Origin of the sequence: Amycolatopsis acidicola (genome assembly GCF_007713735.2) — a bacterium.
GTDB classification, from domain to species: Bacteria; Actinomycetota; Actinomycetes; order Mycobacteriales; family Pseudonocardiaceae; genus Amycolatopsis_E; species Amycolatopsis_E acidicola.
This window is the reverse complement of sequence record NZ_VMNW02000012.1, coordinates 18,175-41,928: the sequence shown is the minus strand read 5'-3', so window position 1 is coordinate 41,928 and position 23,754 is coordinate 18,175. Positions and strand designations below refer to the sequence as shown.

Annotated in this window: 20 protein-coding genes; 10 read left to right on the top strand and 10 right to left on the bottom strand. The window is 70.9% G+C overall.

Going from position 1 to position 23,754, the window contains the following annotated elements:
- Positions 1-134: 134 nt before the first annotated feature.
- Both FPZ12_RS11010 and FPZ12_RS11005 read right to left on the bottom strand, forming a co-directional pair.
- The gene (locus FPZ12_RS11010) at positions 135-1,406 is read right to left on the bottom strand and encodes a hypothetical protein (RefSeq protein ID WP_144747876.1); all 1,272 of its coding nucleotides are present in this window, start codon (positions 1,404-1,406) and stop codon (positions 135-137) included.
- Between the two features lie 69 nt (positions 1,407-1,475).
- Positions 1,476-2,150: a DUF998 domain-containing protein gene (locus tag FPZ12_RS11005; RefSeq protein WP_166462684.1), complete on the bottom strand. Its 675-nt coding sequence runs from the start codon at positions 2,148-2,150 to the stop codon at positions 1,476-1,478.
- Between the two features lie 102 nt (positions 2,151-2,252).
- Here FPZ12_RS11005 and FPZ12_RS11000 point away from each other — a divergent pair, with 102 nt between their 5' ends.
- Together FPZ12_RS11000 and FPZ12_RS10995 are read left to right on the top strand one after the other, a co-directional pair.
- Complete coding sequence (locus FPZ12_RS11000; protein WP_243769788.1) at positions 2,253-2,612, top strand: BlaI/MecI/CopY family transcriptional regulator; 360 nt, start codon at positions 2,253-2,255, stop codon at positions 2,610-2,612.
- Entirely contained in the window at positions 2,609-3,559 is a 951-nt protein-coding gene (locus FPZ12_RS10995; RefSeq protein WP_243769787.1) for a M56 family metallopeptidase, read from the top strand. Before FPZ12_RS11000 ends, FPZ12_RS10995 begins: the two co-directional genes overlap by 4 nt.
- On the opposite strand, the gene FPZ12_RS10990 is transcribed toward FPZ12_RS10995, so the two are convergent.
- From FPZ12_RS10990 to FPZ12_RS10980, 3 genes are all read right to left on the bottom strand, one after another.
- Entirely contained in the window at positions 3,535-4,239 is a 705-nt protein-coding gene (locus FPZ12_RS10990; protein WP_144747873.1) for a polysaccharide deacetylase family protein, read from the bottom strand. The genes FPZ12_RS10995 and FPZ12_RS10990 overlap by 25 nt on opposite strands.
- Before the next feature lie 234 nt (positions 4,240-4,473).
- Positions 4,474-5,547 carry a glycosyltransferase gene (locus FPZ12_RS10985; protein ID WP_144747872.1) on the bottom strand — a complete coding sequence of 358 codons (1,074 nt, stop codon included), beginning with the start codon at positions 5,545-5,547 and terminating at the stop codon, positions 4,474-4,476.
- A gap of 63 nt (positions 5,548-5,610) precedes the next feature.
- Positions 5,611-6,165 (bottom strand): TetR/AcrR family transcriptional regulator C-terminal domain-containing protein, encoded by a 555-nt coding sequence (locus FPZ12_RS10980; protein WP_144747871.1) that lies wholly within the window; start codon positions 6,163-6,165, stop codon positions 5,611-5,613.
- 106 nt (positions 6,166-6,271) lie between these two features.
- Between FPZ12_RS10980 and bioB the strand changes: the two genes are divergently transcribed.
- The 8 genes from bioB to atzF all read left to right on the top strand — a co-directional run bounded on the left by bioB (position 6,272) and on the right by atzF (position 18,117).
- On the top strand, positions 6,272-7,330 hold the full coding sequence (gene bioB, locus FPZ12_RS10975) for a biotin synthase BioB (RefSeq protein WP_144747870.1): 1,059 nt from the start codon (positions 6,272-6,274) through the stop codon (positions 7,328-7,330).
- 3 nt (positions 7,331-7,333) lie between these two features.
- The gene (locus FPZ12_RS10970) at positions 7,334-8,593 is read left to right on the top strand and encodes an adenosylmethionine--8-amino-7-oxononanoate transaminase (protein ID WP_144747869.1); all 1,260 of its coding nucleotides are present in this window, start codon (positions 7,334-7,336) and stop codon (positions 8,591-8,593) included.
- A complete protein-coding gene (locus FPZ12_RS10965; protein WP_144747868.1) occupies positions 8,590-9,711 on the top strand; it encodes an 8-amino-7-oxononanoate synthase in 1,122 nt (373 codons plus the stop codon). Before FPZ12_RS10970 ends, FPZ12_RS10965 begins: the two co-directional genes overlap by 4 nt.
- Positions 9,708-10,385 carry a dethiobiotin synthase gene (bioD, locus tag FPZ12_RS10960; RefSeq protein WP_144747867.1) on the top strand — a complete coding sequence of 226 codons (678 nt, stop codon included), beginning with the start codon at positions 9,708-9,710 and terminating at the stop codon, positions 10,383-10,385. The genes FPZ12_RS10965 and bioD overlap by 4 nt, the downstream gene beginning before the upstream one ends.
- Before the next feature lie 67 nt (positions 10,386-10,452).
- Positions 10,453-11,178: a GntR family transcriptional regulator gene (locus FPZ12_RS10955; protein ID WP_144747866.1), complete on the top strand. Its 726-nt coding sequence runs from the start codon at positions 10,453-10,455 to the stop codon at positions 11,176-11,178.
- Positions 11,179-11,213: 35 nt separating this feature from the next.
- On the top strand, positions 11,214-12,848 hold the full coding sequence (locus FPZ12_RS10950; protein WP_144747865.1) for a purine-cytosine permease family protein: 1,635 nt from the start codon (positions 11,214-11,216) through the stop codon (positions 12,846-12,848).
- On the top strand, positions 12,845-16,426 hold the full coding sequence (gene uca, locus FPZ12_RS10945) for an urea carboxylase (protein ID WP_243769786.1): 3,582 nt from the start codon (positions 12,845-12,847) through the stop codon (positions 16,424-16,426). The genes FPZ12_RS10950 and uca overlap by 4 nt, the downstream gene beginning before the upstream one ends.
- Entirely contained in the window at positions 16,423-18,117 is a 1,695-nt protein-coding gene (gene atzF, locus FPZ12_RS10940; RefSeq protein WP_144747864.1) for an allophanate hydrolase, read from the top strand. The genes uca and atzF overlap by 4 nt, the downstream gene beginning before the upstream one ends.
- Here the strand turns inward: atzF and FPZ12_RS10935 are convergent.
- The 5 genes from FPZ12_RS10935 to FPZ12_RS10915 are packed head-to-tail and all read right to left on the bottom strand — an operon-like array spanning position 18,071 to position 23,748.
- Positions 18,071-18,952, bottom strand: coding sequence for a class II fructose-bisphosphate aldolase (locus FPZ12_RS10935; RefSeq protein WP_166462683.1), 882 nt, complete (start codon positions 18,950-18,952; stop codon positions 18,071-18,073). The genes atzF and FPZ12_RS10935 overlap by 47 nt on opposite strands.
- The gene (locus tag FPZ12_RS10930; RefSeq protein ID WP_144747863.1) at positions 18,949-20,259 is read right to left on the bottom strand and encodes an MFS transporter; all 1,311 of its coding nucleotides are present in this window, start codon (positions 20,257-20,259) and stop codon (positions 18,949-18,951) included. The genes FPZ12_RS10935 and FPZ12_RS10930 overlap by 4 nt, the downstream gene beginning before the upstream one ends.
- Positions 20,259-21,245 carry a D-erythronate dehydrogenase gene (denD, locus tag FPZ12_RS10925; RefSeq protein WP_144747862.1) on the bottom strand — a complete coding sequence of 329 codons (987 nt, stop codon included), beginning with the start codon at positions 21,243-21,245 and terminating at the stop codon, positions 20,259-20,261. The genes FPZ12_RS10930 and denD overlap by 1 nt, the downstream gene beginning before the upstream one ends.
- The gene (locus tag FPZ12_RS10920) at positions 21,242-22,576 is read right to left on the bottom strand and encodes a four-carbon acid sugar kinase family protein (RefSeq protein WP_144747861.1); all 1,335 of its coding nucleotides are present in this window, start codon (positions 22,574-22,576) and stop codon (positions 21,242-21,244) included. The genes denD and FPZ12_RS10920 overlap by 4 nt, the downstream gene beginning before the upstream one ends.
- Positions 22,573-23,748, bottom strand: a complete 1,176-nt coding sequence (locus tag FPZ12_RS10915) for a DUF993 family protein (RefSeq protein ID WP_243769785.1) — start codon at positions 23,746-23,748, stop codon at positions 22,573-22,575. Before FPZ12_RS10915 ends, FPZ12_RS10920 begins: the two co-directional genes overlap by 4 nt.
- Between the last annotated feature and the right edge of the window lie 6 nt (positions 23,749-23,754).

Sequence of the window (23,754 nt, the reverse complement as noted above, 5' to 3'; positions counted from 1 at the left end):
AGCACCGTCGGCCTCGTACCCATCGCCTCCGGCGGATGAGGTCTTGTGGCTGAACCGATGATCTCATCCCCGCATGTGAGGCGCCGTGCTCGGGCCGCAGAGCAGCGCGCCGCGACGTTGTGCCAGTCGGGTAGCTAGCTTTCTTTCTCCGCCGCGGGCTGGTCCAGCAGCTGTACCACGCCGAGAAAGGCCAGCAGCACCAACGCGATCAGCCCGACGGTGAGCCCGCTGGGCCGGTCGAGGAACACGAAGATCAGCACCGCCACCGCGACCAGTGCCACCCTCAGCGCGTTCAGGTGCGCGTGCACCCATGGACCCACCGAGCCGGTGCGCAAGCCGCTGGAACCGCGCAGCCAGGCGATGCCTCTGGTTACGCCACGGCGCAGGCCCACGGCGGTGGACGAAGGCCCGGCGAGGAACGCGCCGAGCGCCACCACGACGCCGACCGCGAGCACTGTGCGCAGCCCTGCCCGCAGGTAGCGCACGAAGATGTCGTAGGCGTCACCCGCCGCCACGCTCGCCTGTGGCTGCACCGCGTTGACGAGGATCCCGCGGGCGATCATCAGCCCGACCGCGACGACGAGCATGCTCACCGCGACCCCGAGCCCGGCCCCGACCAGCGCGCGCCGATGACGGCGCGCCAGGAACACTCCGAGCGCCAGCAGCACGAGCATGACCCACGGCAGCCACGTCGCCGCGTTGTCCAAAAGCGCGTATCCCGTCCTGGCTTTCACCAGGCCTGCCGCGTCGGCGATCGCGATCGTCGGGTGGAGGTCGGGGATCCGGCCGGCGAGCGCGAACCCGGAATCGACCAGTTGCTGGCGCGCCACCACGATGAACGGCGCGAGGTCCAGCTGGACCTGCCCGCCGGAGATCACGACCGCCTTGCTGTCACCGGAAAGCACGGAGTTCAGCTGCTCGTGGGCGGTTCTGATGGTCTGGTCCCATAAGCTCGCGACACCCGGACTCGCCACCAGGTCGGCGATCTTGTCGTGGACGAACGTCCGGACGCTCGCGGTCAGCGGGCCGACGAGCCCCTGCATCGTGGTGGTCACGATGGGCGGAAACCCTTGCGCGGCAAGGGCGTCGACCGCGTTCGTGGCCAGGCCCCGCAAGTCGACCTGGCTGGACACGGCCTCGGTGACGCGATCGGTGACCACGGTCCGCACCGCCGGGTCACGGATGAGCGGGGACGCGGTCGCGACGAAACGATCGGTGTCGGCGACCTGGTTGTGCACCCACACGGTCAGCAGCGAGACCGGCGCGAGCAGGCAGCCGAGGACGAGCAGCACAGCGGACACGACCGACTTCCACGAGAACCGGCGGCGAGTCCGCACTTCCGCCCGCAAGCGCGCGAGCTCGTTGCGTTCGTCGGAGGTGAGCGGATCCTCGCGCGCTTCCGGCATCCCCGCACGATGCACCGTCCCGCTCGAGCAGGTCTTCGCCCGTGGGAGGTGACATCCACTGTGGACGGATCAGCGGCGCCTGGCCAGGGCGAGCGCGGGCTGGGCCAGTGTGACGACGTACGTGGCGAAAGCGAGGCGCTCGCACAGCCCTTGCACCGGCAGGGCCGTGCTCGCTCCGGGTCCCGCGAAAATGATCATGACCTGGGTGGCGGCGAAAGCGGCGACGATCACCCAGCACCACCGCGTCCACAAGTGCAACCGGGCGCTGAGCCGCGCGTGCTCGGGGCCGAGGTTGCGGGCGAGAATCCGCAGCGCGGGCGGCAGGCTGGTGAACAACATCGCCCCGGCGGCGAGGTGGATCGAGCCGCCCACGGTCCGCGCGCCGCCGGTCGGGTCGGTCGGGATGAACGCGCAGACGGCGAGCCCCACGCACCAGCCGCACGCCAGCAGCCGGAACCGGTTGCCCAGCTCGATTCCGGCCCGCGCCAGCCCGACGACCAGCAACGCCATCCCGCCCGCGAGCGCCAGCGCGGTGACGGCGAACCAGCCCTCACCGCCGGTCAGCGCGTAGTCGCTGATCACCTCTTCCACCGGATTCACCTTGGCGCCCAAGAAGAAGTGCAACCCGGTGACGACCACGACAGCCACGCCCAGCGCGCCCAAACTGGACAGGAACCAGCGCCGGGAGGCGGCGTGTTCCAAAGGGCGTGCGGGCGCGAGGCGGGAGTCGTCGACGAGAGTCACGCCCGCACACGTTGCCTGCTCCCCATGAGGAAAAGCTGAGAATGCGGTTTCGCTTCGCTGTGAGGTGACCCACGAACTTCTACACTCCTGTAGATTCAAGGGGTGACACGACGAGGGCCCGGAGAGCTCGAGACCGAGGTGCTGGCCGCGCTGTGGAGCCACGACGGCCCCGCCACGGCGGCCGAGGTCCAGCAGCTCGTCGACGCCGGGCTCGCCTACACGACGGTGCTCACGATTCTCACCCGGCTGCACGAAAAAGGCGTACTGACCAGGGAAAAGCGTGGCCGTTCGTTCGTGTTCGCGCCGGTGGAGGACGAGGCGGGGCTGGCCGCGCGGCAGATGCGCGAACTGCTCGACACCCAGCCGGACAGAGCCCGCGTGCTCGCCCGGTTCGTGTCGGATCTGTCGGCGGCGGACGAGACTATGCTGCGCCGGCTGTTCCGCGGCACGGGCAGGACGTGACCGTGGATTTCGACGTGTTCGTCCCGCTGCTCCTGCCGGTGCTCGGCTGGCCGCTCGCCCGGCTGCTCACCTCGACGGCCCGTCCGGCGCGCGCGGCGTGGCTGCTTTCGATCAGCGCCGTCGCGCTGGCGACCGGCAGCACAGTCGCGTTGTGCGTGCTGGCGTTCGCGGGTCTGTCCCTGATTCCGCTCATCGCGCGAATCGGAGAATGGTCGCCGGATTCGTTACGGGGCTTGGAAATCGCGAGTGTGCCGGTCGAGGCCGCGGCGGGGGTGGCGCTGGTTTTCGTGTCGGTGTCCATTGTGGTCGCCGTCCTCCGGCAGCTGCGCAGGCTGCGTGCGGTGCGGCGGATCGTGGCCGGATCAGCCGGGGAACTGGTGGTGCTGCCCGATTCCGGCCCGGTGGCGTTCGCGGCTCCCGTGCGTGGCGGGCGCATTGTGGTTTCGCGGTCGATGCTGGCGGTGCTCAGCGCGGCGGAACGGCGGGCGTTGCTGACTCACGAGCGCGTGCACCTTCGGCGGCGGCACCACCTTTTCCTCGTCGCGGCCGGGTTGTCCGCGGCGCTGAACCCGTTGCTGTGGCCGCTGCGTTCGGCGATCGAGTACCTCGTCGAGCGGTGGGCCGACGAGGAAACCGCCCAGCAGCTGGGAAACCGGCAGCTCGTCGCGACAGCCGTGGCCAAGGCGGCGCTCGCCACCAGGGACAAAGCGCAGGTGTTCACGCCCGCGGCCACCGGCGGCTCGGTGCCCCGGCGCGTGGCGGCGCTCCTCGCGCCCGCGCCGGTTCGCCTGGACTGGCGGCCGGTCGCCGTGCTCTTCGCGGCGCTGTGGATCACGCTCGCCGCCTGGACTTTGCAGGCTTGCGTGGACGCGGCGGTCGACCTGCACGCGGGGTTGCAGATCGCGTCCGTCGGCCACCATCATCACCCCGCACGTGCGACGGCGTGATCGGCGAGCGGCCCCACCCGCAGGCCCCGGCGCCCGCACTCGTCCAGCAACGGCCCGAGCGCGGAAAGCGTTGCGCGCCAGGAACCCAGCGCGGCGGCGTGGTCGGAGTCGTGGAGTAGGACCGTGCCGCCGCCGTTCAGGTCCTTGAACACTGTGCGCAGCACGGATTCCGGGGTGGCGCGGCTCGTCCAGTCGAAGCCCCAGCAGGTCCACAGCACCGGGGTGAGTCCGAGGCGCCGCGCCGCCACGAGTGAGCCGGTGCTGAACACGCCGTAGGGTGCCCTGATCCATTGTGGACGGTAGCCTGCCGCGTCTTCGATCACGTCGCAAGCGCGGGCGAAGTCGTCGTACGCGCGGCGCGGGCCGTGACGGAGGAGGCACTGGTGGGCCCAGCCGTGCACCGCGACCTCGTGCCCGGCTGCGGCGATCTCCCCTGCCAGCCACGGTGCGCGGGCCACCTGCTCGCCCAGCAGGAAGAACGTCGCCCGCACCCCGCGCACCTCCAGCGCGCGCAGGAAATGTGGGGTGGACAGCGGGTTGGGCCCGTCGTCGAAGGTCAGTGCCACGTGGCCGGGATCGCCGCGGCCCGCCAGGCCGGGTGGGCGTAGCGGCGGCAGGAAGAGCGCCGCCGGAGCCGCGTGCAACGCCCCGACCGCGGCTAGTGCGAGTGCTGTTTTCATCCGGCCACCGGGACTTTCCGTGCCCTCGTCGCAGCGAGGGCTGTTTTCACGCAGCCACCGCCACTTCCCGCGCCCCTGCCAAGCGCGCGGGGAGCGCGGCCGGAGCGCCGTGCGGCACGCCAGCCCTTGCGAGCGCTGCCTTCATGCGGCTACCGGGACTTTCCGTGCCGCCGCCGGGCACGCGGAGAGCGCGGCCGGAGCCGCGTGCAACACCAGCGAGCGCGAGCACCGTCTTCACGCGGCCACCGCCACTTCCCGCATCCCCGCCACGCGCGCGAGCAGCGCGGCCGGGTCGTCGCCGGGTGGCAGGCCGGGGGCTTTCACCACCTGCAGCGCGTCCGCCAGGGCTGCCGGGCCGCTCACCGCGGGCACGAGGCCCATCTCGTCGAGCGCACGTGCGTTGGCGCGGCCGTGGCCGGGCAGGCACCGGTACGTGAGCACCGGCAACCCCGCGGCGAGGGCTTCGAGCGAGGTCAGGCCGCCCGCGTTCTGCACCACGACGTCGCACGCCCGCATCAGCCGCGGCATGTCCTCGACCCACCCGAAGACGTGCGGGAAACCCCTGCGCCGCAACCTTTTCCGCAGCGCTTCGTTGCGTCCGCACACCACCACCGGCCGCGCCACCCCGGTGCCCGCGACGTCGATGGTGATGCGCTCGACGTCGCCGACTCCCCACGAGCCCGAGAGCACCAGCGCGAAGCGGCCCTCCGGTTCGAGCCCGAACTTTTCCCGTGCCCGCTTTCGTTCCCCCGGCGCGGCAGGCCGGAATCCGCGCGCGACGGCCGGCTGCGCGCTGACCGCCCGCGGCGCGCCGAACCGCCGGGCGGCGAGCGCGGCACGCGGGTTCGGCGCGATGTGCAGGTCCGCGAACCGGTTCACGGCCAGCCGGTGCACGGCCGGGTCAGTCAGATACGCGGCGACCGGGACATTCAGGACGCCGCGCCGCCGCAACTCCCCTAACGCCTGCGTCGCGAGCGGATAGGTCGAAACGACCAGACCGGGCGAATTCCCCAGCGCGTCAAGGAGTTTCGGCCCCGCCAGCGCCGACGCCCGCGCGGCTAGCCCGGCCAGCGGCTTCGTGCCCGCCGCCGCCAGCAGCCAGTCCCAGCTGCGCGGCGCGACCTCCAGTTCGCGGTGGTAGGCGTCGCACAGCCGCTGCCCCAGCCGGCCGGGCAGCAGGTCGAGGTAGTCGTGGCGCGCGACGTCGCACGCGAGCGCCCGCAGCCTTCGCGCCAGCTCCGCGGCCGCGCCGTCGTGCCCGGCCCCGATCCGCGCGGACAGGACCACGACACGAACTTTTACATCCATGTAGTAGTTCTACAGTGCGGTAGAAGTTCGTAGGGTTAGCTGACGGCAAAAACTCGGTGCCGATCAGACCCGCGAACGCGACCGCAGCCCGTCCAGCAGAAGCTCCAACGCACGCTCGAAATCCGCAGGCCCACCCGGCGCCCTGTCGATCGCACCCGCACTCGCCGCCTGCAACGCCGTCTGCTCATCCACCGCGTGACCGAACACCAGATGCAGCAGCGCTCGCGTGCCCACATCGACCAGATCGTCGGGGAAACCGCCGTCCCGCAAGGCTTCCCGCAAGCGGTTGGCCGGACCGCCCGCGCCGAGGCCGAACGTGTAAGCGGTGGAGACCACCTCGGCGCCGTCACGGTAGGCGAGCATGGCGTCCCGCAGTTCGGCGCAGACCTCGACCACACGCCGGTCCCACGCGCGAGCCCGCTGCGGGCGCCTGCCGCGGGCGAGGATCTCGTCGGCGACGATGGCCAGCAGGGTCTGCTTGTTGGGCACGTGGTGATACAGCGCGCTGGGCTGCACCCCGAGTTCGGCCGCGAGCCGGCGCATGGTCAGTGACTCCAGCCCGTACTCGTCGAGGACCTCGATAGCGCGGTTGACGACGTCATTCCGGTGATAACGCACTCAGGCCCTTCCCGTTGACCGACCGACCCCGCCCAGTATAACCTGCACACCGTTCAGGTGAACACCGTTCGGGTTCGTGACCCGTGCACGACCACAGGGAGACGCGATGAGCGCCACCTTCGACCACCTCGCCGACGCGATCCTCGACGGCCGCCCGGCCTCGCCCGAGGACGCCCTCAAAGTGCTGCGCGCCGACGACGCCGAGCTGATGTCCGTGGTGGCCGCCGCCGGCCGGCTGCGCCGCGCGCACTTCGGCAACACGGTGAAGGTGAACTACCTGGTGAACCTGAAATCGGGTCTCTGCCAGGAAAACTGCCACTACTGCTCGCAGGCGCTCGGCTCGGACGCCGCGATCCTCAAGTACTCCTGGCTGTCCAAGGACGAAACCCTCAAGCAGGCCGGCGCCGGGTTGTCGGGCGGGGCCAGCCGGGTGTGCCTGGTCGCCTCCGGCCGCGGACCGTCCACAAGGGACATCGACAAGGTCGCCGAGATGGCCACGGCGCTCAAACAGGACTACCCCGACGCGGAGATCTGTGCCTGCCTCGGCCTGCTCAAGGAGGGCCAGGCCGAACGCCTCAAGGACGCCGGGGTCGACGCCTACAACCACAACATCAACACGGCCGAGAGCCACCACGAGAACATCGTGCAGACCCACACCTACGCCGACCGCGTGAACACGGTGGAGAAGGCGAAGGGCGCGGGCCTTTCCCCTTGTTCGGGGCTGATCGCGGGGCTGGGCGAAACCGACGAGCAGCTCGTCGAGGCGTTGTTCGCGCTCAAGGAACTGGGCAGCGACTCGATCCCGGTCAACTTCCTGATGCCCTTCGACGGCACGCCGCTGGCCGGATCCTGGGAGCTCACGCCGGCGCGCTGCGTGAAAATCCTCGCCATGGCGCGGTTCGTGTGCCCGGACAGGGAGATCCGGATCGCCGGTGGCCGCGAGATGCACCTGCGCTCGCTGCAGTCGATCGCGCTGCACGTGGCCAATTCGATCTTCCTCGGCGACTACCTCACCTCGCAGGGCCAGGAGGCCAAGGCGGACCTGGAGATGATCCGCGACAACGGTTTCGTCGTGCTGGGGTCCGAAGAGGACCGCGCTCAACGGGCCGCCGATCCCGCGATCCGGCGTCGCGGGGCGGGCACCGATCTCCTCCCCAACGCCTGACCGATGACCCGGGAATCCCTGCTCGCGTTCGACCGCGACCACCTGTGGCATCCGTACACCTCGATGACCGACCCGGCCCCGACGCGGCTGGTCACCGGCGCTTCGGGCAGCCGGATCACCGTCGACGGCGTCGGCGAGGTGGTCGACGGCGTCGCGTCGTGGTGGTCGGCGATCCACGGCTACCGGCATCCGGCGCTCGACGCGGCGGTCCGCGGCCAGCTGGAGCAGCTGTCGCACGTGATGTTCGGCGGCCTGACCCACGAGCCCGCGATCGGGCTGGCGCGGCGCCTGATCGAGCTCACCCCCGCCGGGCTCGACCGGGTGTTCCTCGCCGACTCCGGGTCGGTCAGCGTCGAGGTCGCGATGAAGATGGCGCTGCAGTACCAGCGCGGGACGGGCCGGGCGGAGCGGACCCGGTTCCTCACCCCGCGCGGCGGCTACCACGGCGACACCTTCCACTGCATGAGTGTGTGCGACCCCGAAGGCGGCATGCACACGATGTGGTCCGGCGTGCTGCCCCAGCACGTATTCGGTGAGCGACCGCCAGGGCTCGGCGGCGATGTCGACGCCTGGGCCGCGGAGTTCCGCGCGCTCGCGGCGCGGCACGCGGACAGGCTGGCCGGGCTGATCGTGGAACCGCTGCTGCAGAACGCCGGCGGGATGCACCCGTACCCCGCCGAATGCCTGCAGGTTTTCCGCGAGATCGCCGACGAGCACGGGCTGGTGCTGATCTTCGACGAGATCGCGACCGGGTTCGGCCGCACCGGCACGCTGTTCGCCGCCGAGGCCGCGAACGTGACCCCGGACGTGATGTGCGTCGGCAAGGCGCTCACCGGCGGTTATCTCTCACTGGCTGCCACGTTGTGCACCGCGGAGATCGCGCACGGCGTGTCCGCCAGCGATTCCGGGGTGCTCATGCACGGCCCGACGTTCATGGGCAACCCGCTCGCGTGCGCCGTCGCTTCGGCGAACCTCGACCTGCTCGCCACCGGCGCGTGGGCGGACGGCGTGCGGCGGATCAACACGGGTTTGCAAGCGCTGCACCAGATCGACGCCGTAGACGTCCGCGTGCTCGGCGCTGTCGGGGTGGTGCAACTCGACCACGAGATCGACCTGGTCAAGGCGACCGAGGCGGCGCTGGCCCACGGCGTGTGGCTGCGCCCCTTCCGCGACCTGATCTACACGATGCCGCCGTATGTGTGCACCGACGAGGACATCGCCACGATCTGCGCGGGGATCGCGGCCGCGGCGGAGGCCGGATGAGCGGCTGGGACCCGTGGTTCGCGGAACAACGGACCGCGCGCGAGAACGCCGGCCTGCACCGCGCGCTGCGTCCGCGCGGGCTCGGCGAGGACGTCCTTGATCTCGCCAACAACGACTATCTGGGGCTGAGTGGCCATCCGGCGGTGCGGCAGGCGGCGGCCGAAGCCGCACTCGCCTGGGGCGCCGGGGCGGGCGCGTCGCGGCTGGTGACCGGAACCACCACGCTGCACGCCGATCTGGAGCGCGAACTCGCCGAGTTCACCGGGCGCGAGGCGGCGCTGACCTTCTCGACCGGTTACCACGCCAACCTTTCCGCCGTAACTGTGCTGGCCGACAAGCATTCGCTGATCATCTCCGACGCGCACGTCCACGCCTCGCTGATCGACGCCGCACGACTGTCGCGCGCGGCGATCGAGGTGGTTCCCCACAACGACGTGGCCGCCGTCCGCGCGGCCCTGGCCAAGGCCGGGGGCAGGCGGACGATCGTGCTGACCGAGTCGATCTTCTCGGTACTCGGCGACGCCGCCCCGCTCACGGACCTCGCGGAGGCGTGCGAGGAACACGACGCGCTCCTCGTCGTCGACGAAGCACACGGACTCGGTGTGGTCGGCGAAGGACGAGGGCTGGTGCACGCCTGCGGCCTCGCCCGTCATCCGAACGTCGTGATGACGGCGACGCTGTCGAAAGCCCTGGGGGCGATGGGAGGTGCGGTGCTCGGCTCGGCCGCGCTCGTCGATCACCTCGTCAACCACGCCCGGCCGTTCATCTTCGACACCGGGCTGGCGCCCGCTCCCACGGCGGGTGCGCTGGCCGCGCTTCGGCTGCTGCGCCCGGAACTCCCCGCGCAGATCCACCAGCGCGGGCGGGAACTGGCCGGCCGGCTGGGCGTGGCGCGGTCGGCGGGGGCCGTGCTCTCGGTGCCGATGCCCTCGGCGCGGGTCGCCGTCGAAGCGCAGGCGATGGCGCTGGCGGACGGCGTCCGGGTCGGCTGCTTCCGGCCGCCTTCGGTGCCGGACAAGGTTTCCCGGCTCCGGATCACGCTGCACGCCGGGCTCGACGAGGAACGCTGGGCGCGGGGCGTGGACGTGCTGGAGACGGTCGTCGGGAAAGTGTCGTGATCATCATCGTGACCGGCACGGACACCGGTGTCGGCAAGACCGTGACCACCGCGGCGCTCGCGATCCGGTGCGGGGCGGGAACAATCGTCGTCAAACCCGCGCAAACCGGTGTCGGCCCCGACGAGCCCGACATCGCCGTCGTGCGGCGCTTGGCGGGGTGCGAGGTCGCCGAGTTCACGCGGCTCGAAGACCCGCTCGCGCCCGACACCGCCGCCCGGCTGCGCGGCGTCGACATCCCGCCGATCCGCGAGTACGCGGAACGTATCCGTGAACTCGCGACGCACCGCACCGTGCTCGTCGAGGGTGCGGGCGGCCTGCTGACCCGCCTCGACACGGACGGCGGGACCCTCCTCGATCTCGCCGCCGAACTCGCGCCGGTGCAGGTATACATCGTGACCCGGGTCGGTCTCGGCACGCTGAACCACACGGAGCTGACGGTGAACGCGCTCCGGGCTCGTGGCCTGGAACCGGTGGGGCTGGTACTCGGCTGCGTGCCCGGATCACTGGACTTGGCGGAGGAACGCAACCTCACCGAACTCCCCCGCGTGACCGGGGTGCCCGTGGCGGCCGCCATCCCCGAAGGCGCGGGTCTTCTTGCGCCAGAACAGTTCCGCGCGCGAACCGAAGCCTGGTTCGACGGTGCCCGTGTTACCGCGCGGCACGAGGTTCGGTAACCCACGGAAACATCCGCGTTACCGGCAAGGCGGTTCAGGGAAACACGAGATTCCTAGCGTCTCCGCCATGGACACACCGCTGTATACACACGTGGATCCACCACCGGCGGACCGCGGGATCCCGCAGCGCGAGCGGGTGTACCGGCTGCTGCGCGAGGAGGTCATGAACGGCCGGTTCTCGCCGAGACAGCGGCTGGGTGAGGTCGCGCTGGCGGAGCGGTTCGGTGCTTCCCGCACGCCGGTCCGGGAAGCGCTCGCCCGCCTGCTCTCGGACGGGCTCATCGAACGGCGTGACCACGGTTTCTTCGTCACCGTCCCGAATCTCCGCGAGCTGCGCGACCTCTACGAACTGCGCGTCACGCTCGAACTGCGCGGAATCGCCCGCGCCATCGAGGATCCCGGACTCCGGCACGACGCGGAAATCCTGTCCGCGGAACTGGAGCACTGGTACCGGATGCGCCAGGCCCCGCCGGAACCGGACCCGCAGTTCGTGGTGCTCGACGAACAGTTCCACGCCGCGCTGTCCCGCTCCTCGGGCAATCCCGCGCTCACCGAAACCCTCGTCGGGGTCAACCAGCGCATCCGGCGCGTGCGGATGTACGACTTCCTGACCGCCGACCGGATCAGCTCGACCATCACCGAACACATCCAGATCGCGGAGCTCGTGCTCGACGGCGAACTGGAACCCGCGCTGCGGGCCCTGCACGAGCACGTCGGCGAGTCGATGGCCGTCGTGCTGGAACGCGCGCAGCGCGCGTGGTCGGCGATGTCCCTGCATTCCGGCGCGTTCTGACCTTCCCTTCCCCCCACCTGAGGAGCGCACGCCCCATGACGACGGACCATGTCGCGGAACGGACGCGGACTGCCGCGCCCGGCGCGTCGAAGGAAACCCTCGAGGACTACACGCTGCGGTTCGCGCCGCGCACCTACCGGCGCTGGACGCCCGCCGTCGTCGGCGCGTCGGCGCTGGGCGGGATCGCCTACATGGCCGACTTCTCCATCGGCGCCGGGATCGGGCTTTCGCACGGCACCGCGAACGCGCTGCTGGCGATCGCGGTCGCGGCGGCGGTCATCTTCCTCACCGGCTTCCCGCTGGCCTACTACGGCGCCCGCTACAACCTCGACCTCGACCTGATCACGCGCGGCTCCGGGTTCGGGTACTACGGCTCGGTCATCACCAGCGTGATCTTCGCCAGCTTCACGTTCATCTTCTTCGCCACCGAGGGCTCGATCATGGCCCAGGGCCTGCGGTACGCGCTGAACCTGCCGCTGTGGCTGGGGTATCTGGTGTCCACTTTGGTCATCATCCCGCTCGTGGTGTACGGGATGAAGGCGCTGGCGAAACTGCAGAGCTGGACGAACCCGTTGTGGCTGCTGCTGATGGTGGCGCCGCTGGTGTTCCTGATCGTCAAGGACCCGGACTCGGTCCACCGCTGGCTTTCCTACGAGGGCACCGGGGGATCCGGGGTGAGCACCGCCGCGGTGATGCTGGGCGCGGGTGTCTGCCTTTCGCTGATGGGGCAGATCGGGGAGCAGATCGACTACCTGCGCTTCATGCCGCCCCGCACCACGGACAACCGGCGCGCGTGGTGGACCGCGGTGGTGCTGGCGGGCCCGGGCTGGGTGATCTTCGGCGCGGTCAAGCAGGCGATCGGCGTGTTCATGGCCGTCTACATCCTCGACGCCGTCGGCTCGGCCGCGGCTGTCGAGCCGATCGAGCAGTTCACCGGGGTGTTCAAGGAGATCATGCCGCCGTGGCTGGTGGTGCCGCTCGCGCTGGTGCTGGTCGTGCTCAGCCAGGTCAAGATCAACGTCACCAACGCCTACTCCGGTTCGCTCGCCTGGACCAACTCCTTCACCCGGGTCACGAAGCGTTACCCGGGACGGCTGGTCTTCGTGCTGGTGAACCTGACGATCTCGCTGGTGCTGATGGAAGCCGACATGTTCAGCTTCCTCAACAACGTGCTGAGCTTCTACTCCAACTGCGCGATGGCCTGGGTCGTCACGGTGGCCACCGACATCGTCATCAACAAGTTCGTGCTGAAGCTGTCCCCGAAGCAGCCGGAGTTCCGCCGGGGCATGCTGCACGCGGTGAACCCGGTGGGCGTGGTGTCCTTCCTGGCCTCCTCGATCCTGTCCATCTCCGTCTACTTCGGACTGTTCGGGGACGCGCTCCAGCCGTACTCGCCGCTGGTGGCCGTGGTGGTCGCCGTGGTGCTGACGCCGCTGATGGCGATCGTCACGCGGGGCCGGTTCTACCTGCGCCGCACCGGCGACGGCATCACGGAACCGTTGCTGGACGAGGAAGGCAACCCGAGCGGCACGCGGTACGACTGCGTGGTGTGCGGCGAGCCCTACGAGCGGCCCGACATGACGGCGAGCGCGGCGGGCGGGACGATCTGCTCCCTGTGCCTGAGCACCGACCGCGACGGCCGGCACGTCCTGCCCGCGCAGGCCCGGTGAACGGGAGCGCCGTGTTCGACACCGTGCTGATCGCCAACCGCGGCGAAATCGCCTGCCGGCTCCTCCGCACCGCGCGAGAGCTCGGGCTGCGCACTGTCGCGGTCTACTCCGACGAAGACGCGGGCAGCCCGCACACCCGCCTCGCCGATGACGCCGTGCACCTGAACGGCGCCGAGACCTACCTCGATGTTGCCGGAATCCTCGGCGCGATGCGGGCGACCGGCGCGCAGGCCGTGCATCCCGGGTACGGGTTCCTGTCGGAGAACACCGCCTTCGCCAAGGCCGTGGACGAAGCGGGGTACGTGTTCGTCGGGCCCACGCCGCGGCAGCTGGACCTGTTCGGGGACAAGCACACCGCGCGTTCCGCCGCGGCGGCCGCCGGCGTGCCGCTGCTGCCCGGGAGCGGTCTGCTGACCACGGCCGACGCGGCCGCCGCCGAGGCGGACCGGATCGGCTACCCGGTGATCCTCAAGGCCACTTCCGGGGGCGGCGGGATCGGGCTGCGCCCGTGTAGCGACGAATCCGCGCTGCGCGAAGCGTTCGGGCAGGTGCGCCGGATGGCCGAAACGCATTTCGGCGACGCCGGGGTGTTCGTCGAGCGCTACGTCACGCGCGCACGCCACGTCGAGGTCCAGGTCTTCGGCGACGGCAAGGGCACAGTGCTCGGCCTCGGCGACCGGGACTGCACTTTGCAGCGCCGCAACCAGAAAGTCGTCGAAGAGGCGCCCGCCCCTGATCTTCCGGCGGACCTGCGCGCGCGGATGCACGAGAGCGCGCGTGCGTTGTGCGTGTCCGTGTCCTACCGGGGCGCGGGCACTGTCGAGTTCGTCTACGACGTGGTGCGGCAGGAGGTCGCGTTCCTGGAGGTCAACACCCGGCTGCAGGTCGAGCACCCGGTGACCGAAGCGGTGACCGGGATCGACCTGGTGGCCTGGCAGTTCCGGCTGGCGCGCGGGGAAGACGTGCTCTCCGGCTTCGGGCCGGACGGTCCCCCGATCCGCGGGCACGCCGTGCAGGCCAGGGTCTACGCCGAAGACCCGGCCCGGGATTTCCGCCCCAGCAGCGGATTGCTGACCCGGGTGGAGTTCCCGCCGGGACCGCGGGTGGACACCTGGATCGAAACCGGCCAGCGGGTCGGCACCGCCTACGACCCGCTGCTGGCGAAGATCATCACCCAGGCGCCGGACCGCGCCGCCGCGTTCGGCCTGCTGGGCGAAGCGCTCGGCCGGACCCGGATCGACGGCCTGCACACGAATCTCGCGCTCCTGCGCGCACTCTGCGCGGACGATCGTGTCCGCGCCGTCACGCACGACACCGGCACGTGCGCCACCGTGACCGGCACGGACGCACGTATCGACGTGCTCCGCGCGGGAACGTCGACCACGGTGCAGGATTGGCCGGGCCGCACCGGTTACTGGCAGGTGGGCGTGCCGCCGTCCGGGCCGATGGACGACCTGTCCTTCCGCGCGGGCAACCAGGCGCTCGGCAATCCCGAAGGAGCGCCGGGGCTGGAGTGCACCTTCGAAGGCCCGCGGCTGTTTTTCCGTTCCCCGGCAACGATCTGCGTCACCGGCGCGCCCGCCGAGGTCTCAGTGGACGGGCGTCCGGTCTCGCACTGGGAACCGATCACGGTCGACTCGGGGTCCACTGTGGACATCGGTGTGGCCGCCGGGCCCGGGATGCGCAGCTACCTGCTCGTCCGTGGCGGGCTCGACGTCCCGGAGTACCTCGGCAGCGCGGCGACGTTCACCGCCGGTGAGTTCGGCGGACACGGCGGGCGAGCGCTACGCACCGGCGACACCCTGTACCCGGCGCCCGTTCCCGCCGACGCCCCCGCGCCCCGGCCGGTCCCCGTGGCCGAACGCGCACACCTGGAAACGCACTGGCGGATCGAGGTTTCCGAAGGACCGCACGCGGCGCCGGAGTTCCTCACCCGTGATGGGCTGGACCGCTTCTACGGCACCGACTGGACCGTGCATCCCCAGTCCGCCCGCAACGGCGTCCGGCTCGCCGGGCCGAAACAGCTCTGGGCCCGCTCCGACGGTGGCGAAGCGGGACTGCATCCGTCCAATGTGCACGACACCGCGTATTCGGTCGGCGCGGTCAACGTTTCCGGTGACACGCCCGTGTTGCTCGGCCCCGACGGGCCCAGTCTGGGCGGGTTCATCTGCCCGGTGACCGTCGTGTCCGGCTCGCGCTGGAAACTCGGGCAGCTGCGCCCCGGGGACACCGTGCGGTTCGTCCCCGTGCCCGAGCACGCCGCCGCGGCGCTGCACTCCCGCCCCGGACCGACGCTGATCACCACCGGCAGCGACGGCGACGACGGCGTCCTCGCCCGGCTCGACGGCGCCCCGCCGGTCACGTACCGGCGCGGCGGGCACGACAACCTGCTGGTCGAGTACGGCCCGATGACCCTCGACCTCGGGCTCCGGCTGCGCGTGCACGCCCTGATGGACGCGCTCGCCGAGCACGCGCCGCCCGGGATCGTGGACACCACGCCCGGGGTCCGCTCGCTGCACCTGCACACGGACCCCGCCGTCCTGCCCCTGCGCACGCTGCTCGGACTTCTCACCGAACTGGAGGAGAACCTCCCGCCCACCAACGCTTTGCGGGTGCCCAGCCGGAGCGTGCGGCTGCCGATGTCGTTCGACGATCCGAGCATCCACGAGGCCATCGGCCGCTACGAGGCCGGCGTCCGCGACGACGCGCCATGGAATCCCGACAACATCGAGTTCATCCGCCGGATCAACGGCCTCGCCACCACCGGCGAAGTGCGCGACATCGTGTTCGACGCCGAATACCTCGTGCTCGGTCTCGGCGACGTGTACCTCGGCGCGCCCGCCGCGACTCCGCTGGACCCGCGTCACCGGCTGGTCACCACCAAGTACAACCCGGCCCGCACCTGGACGCCCGAGGCCGGTGTCGGCATCGGCGGCGCGAACCTCTGCGTCTACGGCATGGAAAGCCCCGGCGGCTACCAGCTGATCGGGCGCACCGTGCCGATCTGGTCGGGGCTCCGCCAGTACGGGCCCTTCGAACCGGGAATCCCGTGGCTGCTGCGGTTCTTCGACCGGATCGGCTTCTACCCCGTCGAACCCGCCGAACTGCTCGACCTGCGGGCCGATCTGCTCGCGGGCAGGCACGAACTGGACATCACCGGCGGCGAGTTCGTGCTCGCCGACCACGAACGCGCGCTCGCCGCCCACGCCCCGGAGATCGCGGCCTTCCGCGAACGGCAGCACACCGCATTCCGCGCGGAGCGCGATGCGTGGCAGGCGGCCGGGGAGTTCGACGACCGCCCCGAGCCCGCGCCCGCCGCGACCACCGCCTTGTTCACCACCGCTCCGGGCACGAGCCTCGTCGAGGCGCCGTTGTCGGCGACGGTGTGGGCCGTGGACGTCCGGCCCGGCGACGTGGTCACCGCCGGGCAGCCGATCGCCCGGCTGGAAGCGATGAAGCTCGAGGTCAGCGTCCGCGCCCCGGCCGATGGCACCATCGCCGAACTCCTCGTCACCCCCGGCCAGCACCTCGACGCCGGCCACGGCATCGCCGTCCTCACCGAACGGAAAGCAGCATGACCGGCACCACCGACCGGGTTCGCGAAGCGTTCCGGCTCCTGCGCGAAACCGGCCGCCCCGAAGCGTGGATCACCCTCCGCGACGAGCAGGACCTGTTACTGGAGGCCAAACTCGTCGACGAACGCACCGCGACCGGAGAACACCTGCCGCTGGCGGGCACCGTGTTCGCGGTCAAGGACAACATCGACGTCGCCGGGCTGCCGACCACCGCGGGCTGCCCCTCCTACGCCTATTCGCCGGAGCGGAACGCCACGGCCGTCGCACGGCTCCTCGACGCCGGCGCGCTCTGCCTGGGCAAGACCAACCTCGACCAGTTCGCGACCGGGCTGGTCGGCACCCGCAGCCCGTACGGCGCGGTCCGCCACGCCTTCCAGCCGGACAAGATCTCCGGAGGCTCCAGCTCGGGCTCCGCCGTCGCCGTGGCGCTCGGCATCGCCGATTTCGCCCTCGGCACCGACACCGCGGGCTCCGGCCGTGTTCCCGCCGCCCTGCACGGAATCTTCGGGCTCAAGCCGACGCTCGGCCTCATCCCCACCACCGGCGTCGTCCCGGCCGCGCGCTCGTATGACTGCGTCACCGTGTTCGGCCGGTCGCTGGCCACCGCGCAACGCGCGCTGCGCGTCATGACCGGCCCCGACCCCGCCGATCCCGGCAGCCGCACCTGGCCCGCCACCACGCGCTACGCCGCGGCGAACCCGGCCCGCGTCGCCGTCCCGGATGCGGCCGGGCTCGTCCACCTCACGCCCGAGGCCCGGAAAGCCTTTGCCACCACCATCGAACGGCTGCGCGGCACCGGCGCCGAGATCACCCCGGTCGACACCGCCCCGCTGCTGGAGGCCGCGGGCCTGCTCTACGAGGGCGCCCTCGTCGCCGAACGCCATGCCGCCGTCGGTGCGTTCCTCGAAAGCGGCCCGGCCGACGCCGACCCCGTCGTCGCGGACATCATCCGCTCCGCCGGGCGGCTGCCCGCGCACGCGCTGGCCACCGACCTGGACCGGCTCGCCCGGCACCGCGCGACGGCCACCGCGCTGCTCAGCCCGTTCGACGCCCTGCTCATGCCGACCACCACGAGACATCCCACCCTCGCCGAGGTCGCCGCCGATCCCGTGGAGGTCAACTCACGGCTCGGCGTCTACACCAACTTCGTCAACCTGCTCGACCTCGCCGCCGTCGCTGTCCCTGCCGGCGCCGCCGACGGAAGTCCGTTCGGCGTCAGCATCATCACGCGCGCGTTCGACGACCAGACCGCGCTGGACCTCGCCGCGGCGCTCACCGGGGAGTCCATTGTGGACGTCTACCCTGACGGCGGCACCGACCTCGCCGTGTTCGGCGCCCACCTCCGCGGCCGGCCGCTCAACCACCAGCTCACCGACCTCGGCGCCCGGTACGCCGGCACCGTGCGCACGGCACCCGAGTACCGGATGGCCGCCCTCCCGACAGAACCGCCGAAACCCGGCATCGTGCGCGACACCACGCACGGCGCGTCGCTCACCGGAGAACGCTGGACGCTTTCCCCGGCGGCACTCGGCACCTTCCTCGCCCGGCTGCCCGCGCCCCTGTCACTGGGCCCCATCCGCCTCGACGACGGCAGCCAGGTGACCGGGTTCCACTGCGACCCGGTCGCCGCCGCCGAGGGCACGGACATCACGCGGTACGGGTCGTGGACCGCTTATCTGGAGCGGCGGACGTGAGAGCCAGAACTTCGGTGGCAACGCGGACCGCCGCTTGGCGGAGGGCTTCGGTGTAGGTCAGCATGTCCTCCCCTGCCGCGCGGCAGGGGCCGAGGTTCTTCTCGGCCGCGGCGAGCATCTCGGTCCTGAGTTCGGTGTTGACGTTGACCTTCCCGATCCCCACGGCCGGAGCCGCCTCGAGGTCCTCGACGGGAAGCCCGGACGCTCCGTGCAACACCAGCGGGACTGCCCCGGCGGCAACGCGGATGCGTTCCAGGCGTGGCCAGTCGATCTCCGGCGTGCCCCGGTAACGGCCGTGGACGTTCCCCACGCCGCAGGCCAGCAACCGCGCGCCGCCGGCATCGAGGAACGGACGCACCAGGGCCGGGTCCGTTTTCCCCACCGCGTCGGCATCCTGTTCCGCCGCTTGGTCTTCCGCGCCCGGGACACTGCCGAGCTCCGCCTCGACGACCACGCCCGCGCCTTCCGCGAAAGAGACCACCCGGCGCACGAACTCGGCGTTGGCCGCGAACGGCAGGTGCGATCCGTCGGCGAGAACGGAGTCCACGCCCGCCGCGATGGCGTCCCGAATGACCGGCTCGTCCTTGGCGTGGTCGAGCTGGACGCACACCTCCACGGCGGCGTCGTCTGCGATGCCGCGCAACGCGCGGATCAGTCGCGAGCCTCCGGCAGCGGCGGCCGTGCTCGGTGCCACCAGGAGAATGACCGGCGCCCCAACCTGTTCCGCCGCGGCGACGACCGCCAAGGCGGTATCGGCGCCGTAGCAGGTGAAGCCCGGGACTGCGGCGCCCTGCCGCAGCCGCCGGGTCACCAGCTCGTCGAGCGCTGCCCTCACGGGAGCGCCGGGGCGGTACGGGTGAACCGCTTCCACATCGCGACGATCGCGATCAGCCCGATGACACAGGTCGTGGCGACGAAGTAGTACGGGGAACGCAGGTCGCCGGTCGATTTCACCAGCCAGGTCGCGATGTACGGGGCCGTCCCGCCCGCGATCACGACGGAGACGTTCGTGGCCAGCGCGGTGCCGGTGTAGCGGACTTCGTCGGGGAACAGCTGCGGGGTGACGGTGTACGAGGCGACCTGCAGGAAAGCCATGTTCACCATGACGAGCACGTAGCCGAGCGCGGCGATCCCGAGGTTGCCGAGGTCCATCAGCAGGAACGCGGGATAGGTGATCACCGCGTACCCGACGAGCCCGATGGCGCCGACCTTGAGCGCGCCGATCCGGTCGGCGAGGCGCCCGGTGAACGGCATCAGCACCACCGCCACGGTGGTCGCGCCCGCCGTGATCCAGTACACCGGCGACTTCGCGTAGTGCAGGTTGGTGACCAGATAGATGCTGATGAACGTCGAGCCGATGTACGCCGCGCCCTGCACGCCGATGCCCAGCGCGGTCGCCTTCACCAGCGCCCCGGGGTAGGTCTTCAGCGCGGCGACGAGCGGGAACCCGTGCTTGCCGAGCTTCACGTTCTGGTCGATGTCCGGCAGCATCCGCCGCGCCAGGTAGCACACTACGGTCAGCGGGAGGCCGACGAGGAACGGGATGCGCCAGCCCCACGAGTTGAGCTGTTCGGTCGCGAGCACCCCGGAAACGATGCCGACCGCGGCTGAGGCGACGGCGAACCCGAAGTTGGTGCCCATCGGGGTGAACGCGCCGTAGCGGGCCTTCTTGCCCGGCGGCGCGGCTTCGGCGATCACCGTTGCGGCGCCGCCGACCTCCCCGCCCGCGAAAAACCCTTGTGCCAGGCGGACTATCAGCAGCAGGACCGGGGCTAGCACGCCCGCCACGGCGAAGGTGGGCAGCACCCCGATGGCGGTGTTCGCCAGGCCGATCCCGATGACGGTGACCATCAGGGCCCGGCGGCGGCCGAAGCGGTCGCCGACCCAGCCGAAGAAGATCCCGCCCACCGGACGGATCACATAGGACAGCGCGAACACGGCGAGGACCGACAGCAGTGAGGCGACGGGATCCTTGCTGGGGAAGAACAAGGGCGCGATGATCGTCGAAACGTAGCCGTAGAGCGCGAAGTCGTAGTACTCGATGAGGGTGCCGATCCCGCCGGCGAGGCCGACGCGGCGTACTTCGGCCGCGGTCCGGACTGTCTTTCCGGCGGGGACAACAGCGTCGTTGTCGATGGTCATCACTGCTCTCCTGGGTTGTCGGTGAGGTAGGCGCGAATGATGTCGTCGAACGTCTTCTCGGCTTCCAGGCCGAGCCGGCGCGCGCGGGGAGTGTCGAATTCGGCGGGCCAGCTGCCCACGATCGCGGTGATCCCGGGGTCTCCGGTCCAGTCGATCAGGGAGCTGGTGGTGCTTCCGGTCACGCGGTCGAGCGCTTCGGCCATTTCGCGTGGGTTGGTGGTGAGGGCGGGCAGGTTCATCGCGGTGGTGCTCCCCCATTCCGCGTCACCGACGGCGGCGGCCCGGAGCAGACCGTCCACAGTGCACCGTGGCGAGGAGAGGGCGATCGGGGTTTCCGGGGCGACCGGGCACACCGCGCGCTGCCCGGACAGTGGTTCCCGGATGATGCCGGACAAAAAGCTCGACGCCGCCGCGTTCGGTTTACCCGGCCGCACGGACACGGTCATCAGGCGCACGGACCTGCCGCGCACGAAACCCTTGCGGGTGTAGTCGGCGACGAGCTGTTCGCCGATGAACTTCTGGATACCGTAGCTGGACTGCGGCCGCGGCAGCGTGTTGTCGTCGACCACGCCCAGCGGCGGCAGCGCGGGGTCGTTGCCGAATACGGCCAGCGAACTGGAAAACACCAGTACCGGTGGCGTGCGCAGGCCCCGCGCGTATTGCAGCAGGGCGCGGGTGCCGTCGAGGTTGGTGCGCATGCCGAGGTCGAAATCGGCCTCCGCGGCACCGCTGACCACCCCGGCGAGGTGGAAGATCGCGTCCACGTCCCCGAGCCCGCCCAGTGCCTCCTCCAGTGGCCCGACGACCGGGCGCACCCGGGGATCGGCGGCGAGGTCGGGGTGCGGCTCGGCCAGGTCGAGCAGCAGCAGTTCGCCCACCGGTGCCGGTTCGCTGCCGCCCAGCGCGACCGGCTCGGCGAGGATCCGCCGGGCCAGCAGAGAGCCGAGGAACCCCGCGCCTCCGGTGATGACGATGCGCGTGCTCATGCTTTCTCCAATCGATCCACGACGTCGGCGAGCGAATCCTCGGTACCGACGTTGCCCGCGAACACGACGTAGGGAAGTCCTTGTGCCAGGCCGGAAACGGGCTCCCACAGCGACACGATTCCGGGCAGGAGCGAGCCGCGGACCCACGCGCGGCCGATGCCGAGCGATTCGGTGGCGACGTCGGACGAGGTGATCCCGCCCTTGGCGACGACATACGCCGGGCGCCTGGCCGCCACGATCCGCCCGGCCGTGGTGGTGAGCGCGGAGCTGACCCGGCGGGCGATGTCCAGGCTCGCCGCTTCGTCCGCGCCGCGGACCAGCGTCCTCGAGGTGCTCAACACGACGAGACTGTGTTCGAGGGCGTCGGCGGCTTCTGCCACCGCACGCTCGATCTGCCCTTCCGGACTGTCCAGAAGGGACGGTACATCGAGTTCGACGTTCACGAACTCGCGACGCTCAGCGAGTTTCGCGAGCTGCCTGCTGGTCAGCCCGACGTGCGAGCCGACGACCACCAGCCCGTGCGCGCCGCCGTGCACCAGGCTCGTGAGCGCGCCGTCGTCGATCGGCGGCTGCACGTCCTGCCCCACCCTCGCCCGCACGAAAGACGGGCCGACCCGGTACACAAAGGACACTCCAGCGGCCTCGGCTTCGAGAATCCCTTGCACGGCAACACGAAGGTCACCGTCCTCGGCTGTGTCCACGGCGACCACCTGGCCATCGCGAGCCCCGGACAGTTTCGCGAGATCGCCGGCGCGGAGGTCGTCGACAGTCAGCTCGGCCACCTCGCTTGCCGGGATCCGGCCGCCGCTCTTTTCCTCGACCCAGTCGGCGAGCCGCGAGGACGTGAAGCCGAACGTCGCGTCCTTCGCGAACTCCGTGTCCGCCACCGGAACCAGGTCTTCTCCCGTGCGCACCCAGTGCGTGCCGCCGATGGTGACGCGGCCGGCGTCGGTGTACGCGGGGTTGAGCACGATCGCGTCGACCCGCTTGCCGTGTTCGGCCAGGACCTCGGTGATCACGTCGGTTTCGAGCGGGAAATGGCCGCGCAGCGTGGAATCGCTCCGGCTGGCGAACGCGAGCCGCGCCCCTTCACGGCCCGCGGCGGCCAGGCAGGCTTCGACGACTTCGCGGTCGCGCGCCGCCGCGTCCCGCGGGGCGAGGCTGCGCGTGTTGGTGAGCACGAAGAAGCCCGCGGTGTCCTGCCGCAGCGCCCACTGGATGTCCTCGACCGACCAGCGCGTGAGCACCGGGAGGTCGCGGACGGTCTGGGTGCCGGTGGGGTCGTCGTCGAGGAACACCACGCGCCGCGCGCCGTCGAGAGCAGCGGTCATTCGATGCCTCCCGCGGCGAGCAGCAGCCGCATCCGGTGCGCGGCCAGCTCGGGGTCCGGGAAGAGACCGAGTTCGTCGGTGAGCACGAACAGGTCGGAAAGGTGTTGCAGGGAGCGCATTCCCTCGCGGCCGGTGACCATCCGGAAGTGGTCCTGGTGCCCGGACAGCCACGCGACGAACACCGTGCCGACCTTGTAGCGGTCCGCGGGCGGCTCGAACATCTTGACCGCCATCGGGATCGACCGGTTCATCGTCTCGGCGAATCCCGCCTCGTCCCCGGCGTCGAGCGCGGCGAACCCGGCCGACGCGATGGGCGCGATCGGGTCGAGCACGCCGAGCAGGCCGTGGCTGTGGTGCTCGCCGTCGCCGAGCAGAAGGCCGGTGTAGCCGTAGTCGTCGCCGGTGAACACCTTGACCCCGGCGGGCAGGCGGCGGCGGAACTCCTTCTCCAGCTCCTCGTCGAGGAGGCTGAACTTGATGCCGTCGAGGTGCTCGGCGTTCTCCTGCGCCATGCGCACCACGACGTCCATGGCAGCGCGGACGTCAGTGTGGCCCCAATATCCGGCGAGGGTCGGGTCGAAGCCGGTGCCCAGCCAGTGCACGATCGCGGGCTTGTCGGCCTTGGCCAGCACATCGCGGTAGACCGAGAGGTAGTCGTCCTCGGTCTTCGCCGCTCCGACGAGCGCGTGGCTGGCGCGGATCACGGCCGCGCTTCCCTGCGCCTGCACGAATTCCAGCTGTTCGAGGTAGGCCTCGACGATCTCGGCCAGCGACGGGTTCACGCTGGTCAACTGGTCGGTCCCGGCACCCGCGACGCACGCGGCACCGGCCTCGCGGGCCGCGGCCACGCCGAGCCGGATGAGCTCTTTCGCTTGCGGCCACTGCAAACCGCCGGGCCCGCGCTCGGTGGTGTCCATGCCTTCGGCGATCCCGATGCCGTAGCTGAACAGGTGTTTGCGGAACGCGATCGTGGCTTCCCAGTCGACGGGCGGGGCGTGGCCGGGCTGGTAGTCGGCGCGGGCGTCGGCGACGACGTGCGCGGCGGCGAGCACCGTGCGCGAGGTGAACGGGGCGGGATGGCGCGGGTAGTCGACGGGCTCGTGCAGCACGTGCCGTTTCGTTCCGCCGCCGGACACCGGCAGGACGAGGCCGGTCGAGGTCAGGGTGGTCACGCTTCT

Coding starts and splice junctions, on each gene's coding strand:
- FPZ12_RS10965 (WP_144747868.1), top strand. CDS start 8,590: ATGAGCGGCTGGGACCCGTGGTTCGCGGAACAACGGACCGCGCGCGAG.
- FPZ12_RS10930 (WP_144747863.1), bottom strand. CDS start 20,259: ATGACCATCGACAACGACGCTGTTGTCCCCGCCGGAAAGACAGTCCGG.
- FPZ12_RS10920 (WP_144747861.1), bottom strand. CDS start 22,576: ATGACCGCTGCTCTCGACGGCGCGCGGCGCGTGGTGTTCCTCGACGAC.
- FPZ12_RS10955 (WP_144747866.1), top strand. CDS start 10,453: ATGGACACACCGCTGTATACACACGTGGATCCACCACCGGCGGACCGC.
- bioB (WP_144747870.1), top strand. CDS start 6,272: ATGAGCGCCACCTTCGACCACCTCGCCGACGCGATCCTCGACGGCCGC.
- FPZ12_RS10950 (WP_144747865.1), top strand. CDS start 11,214: ATGACGACGGACCATGTCGCGGAACGGACGCGGACTGCCGCGCCCGGC.
- FPZ12_RS10990 (WP_144747873.1), bottom strand. CDS start 4,239: ATGAAAACAGCACTCGCACTAGCCGCGGTCGGGGCGTTGCACGCGGCT.
- atzF (WP_144747864.1), top strand. CDS start 16,423: ATGACCGGCACCACCGACCGGGTTCGCGAAGCGTTCCGGCTCCTGCGC.
- FPZ12_RS10970 (WP_144747869.1), top strand. CDS start 7,334: ATGACCCGGGAATCCCTGCTCGCGTTCGACCGCGACCACCTGTGGCAT.
- denD (WP_144747862.1), bottom strand. CDS start 21,245: ATGAGCACGCGCATCGTCATCACCGGAGGCGCGGGGTTCCTCGGCTCT.
- FPZ12_RS10985 (WP_144747872.1), bottom strand. CDS start 5,547: ATGGATGTAAAAGTTCGTGTCGTGGTCCTGTCCGCGCGGATCGGGGCC.
- FPZ12_RS11010 (WP_144747876.1), bottom strand. CDS start 1,406: ATGCCGGAAGCGCGCGAGGATCCGCTCACCTCCGACGAACGCAACGAG.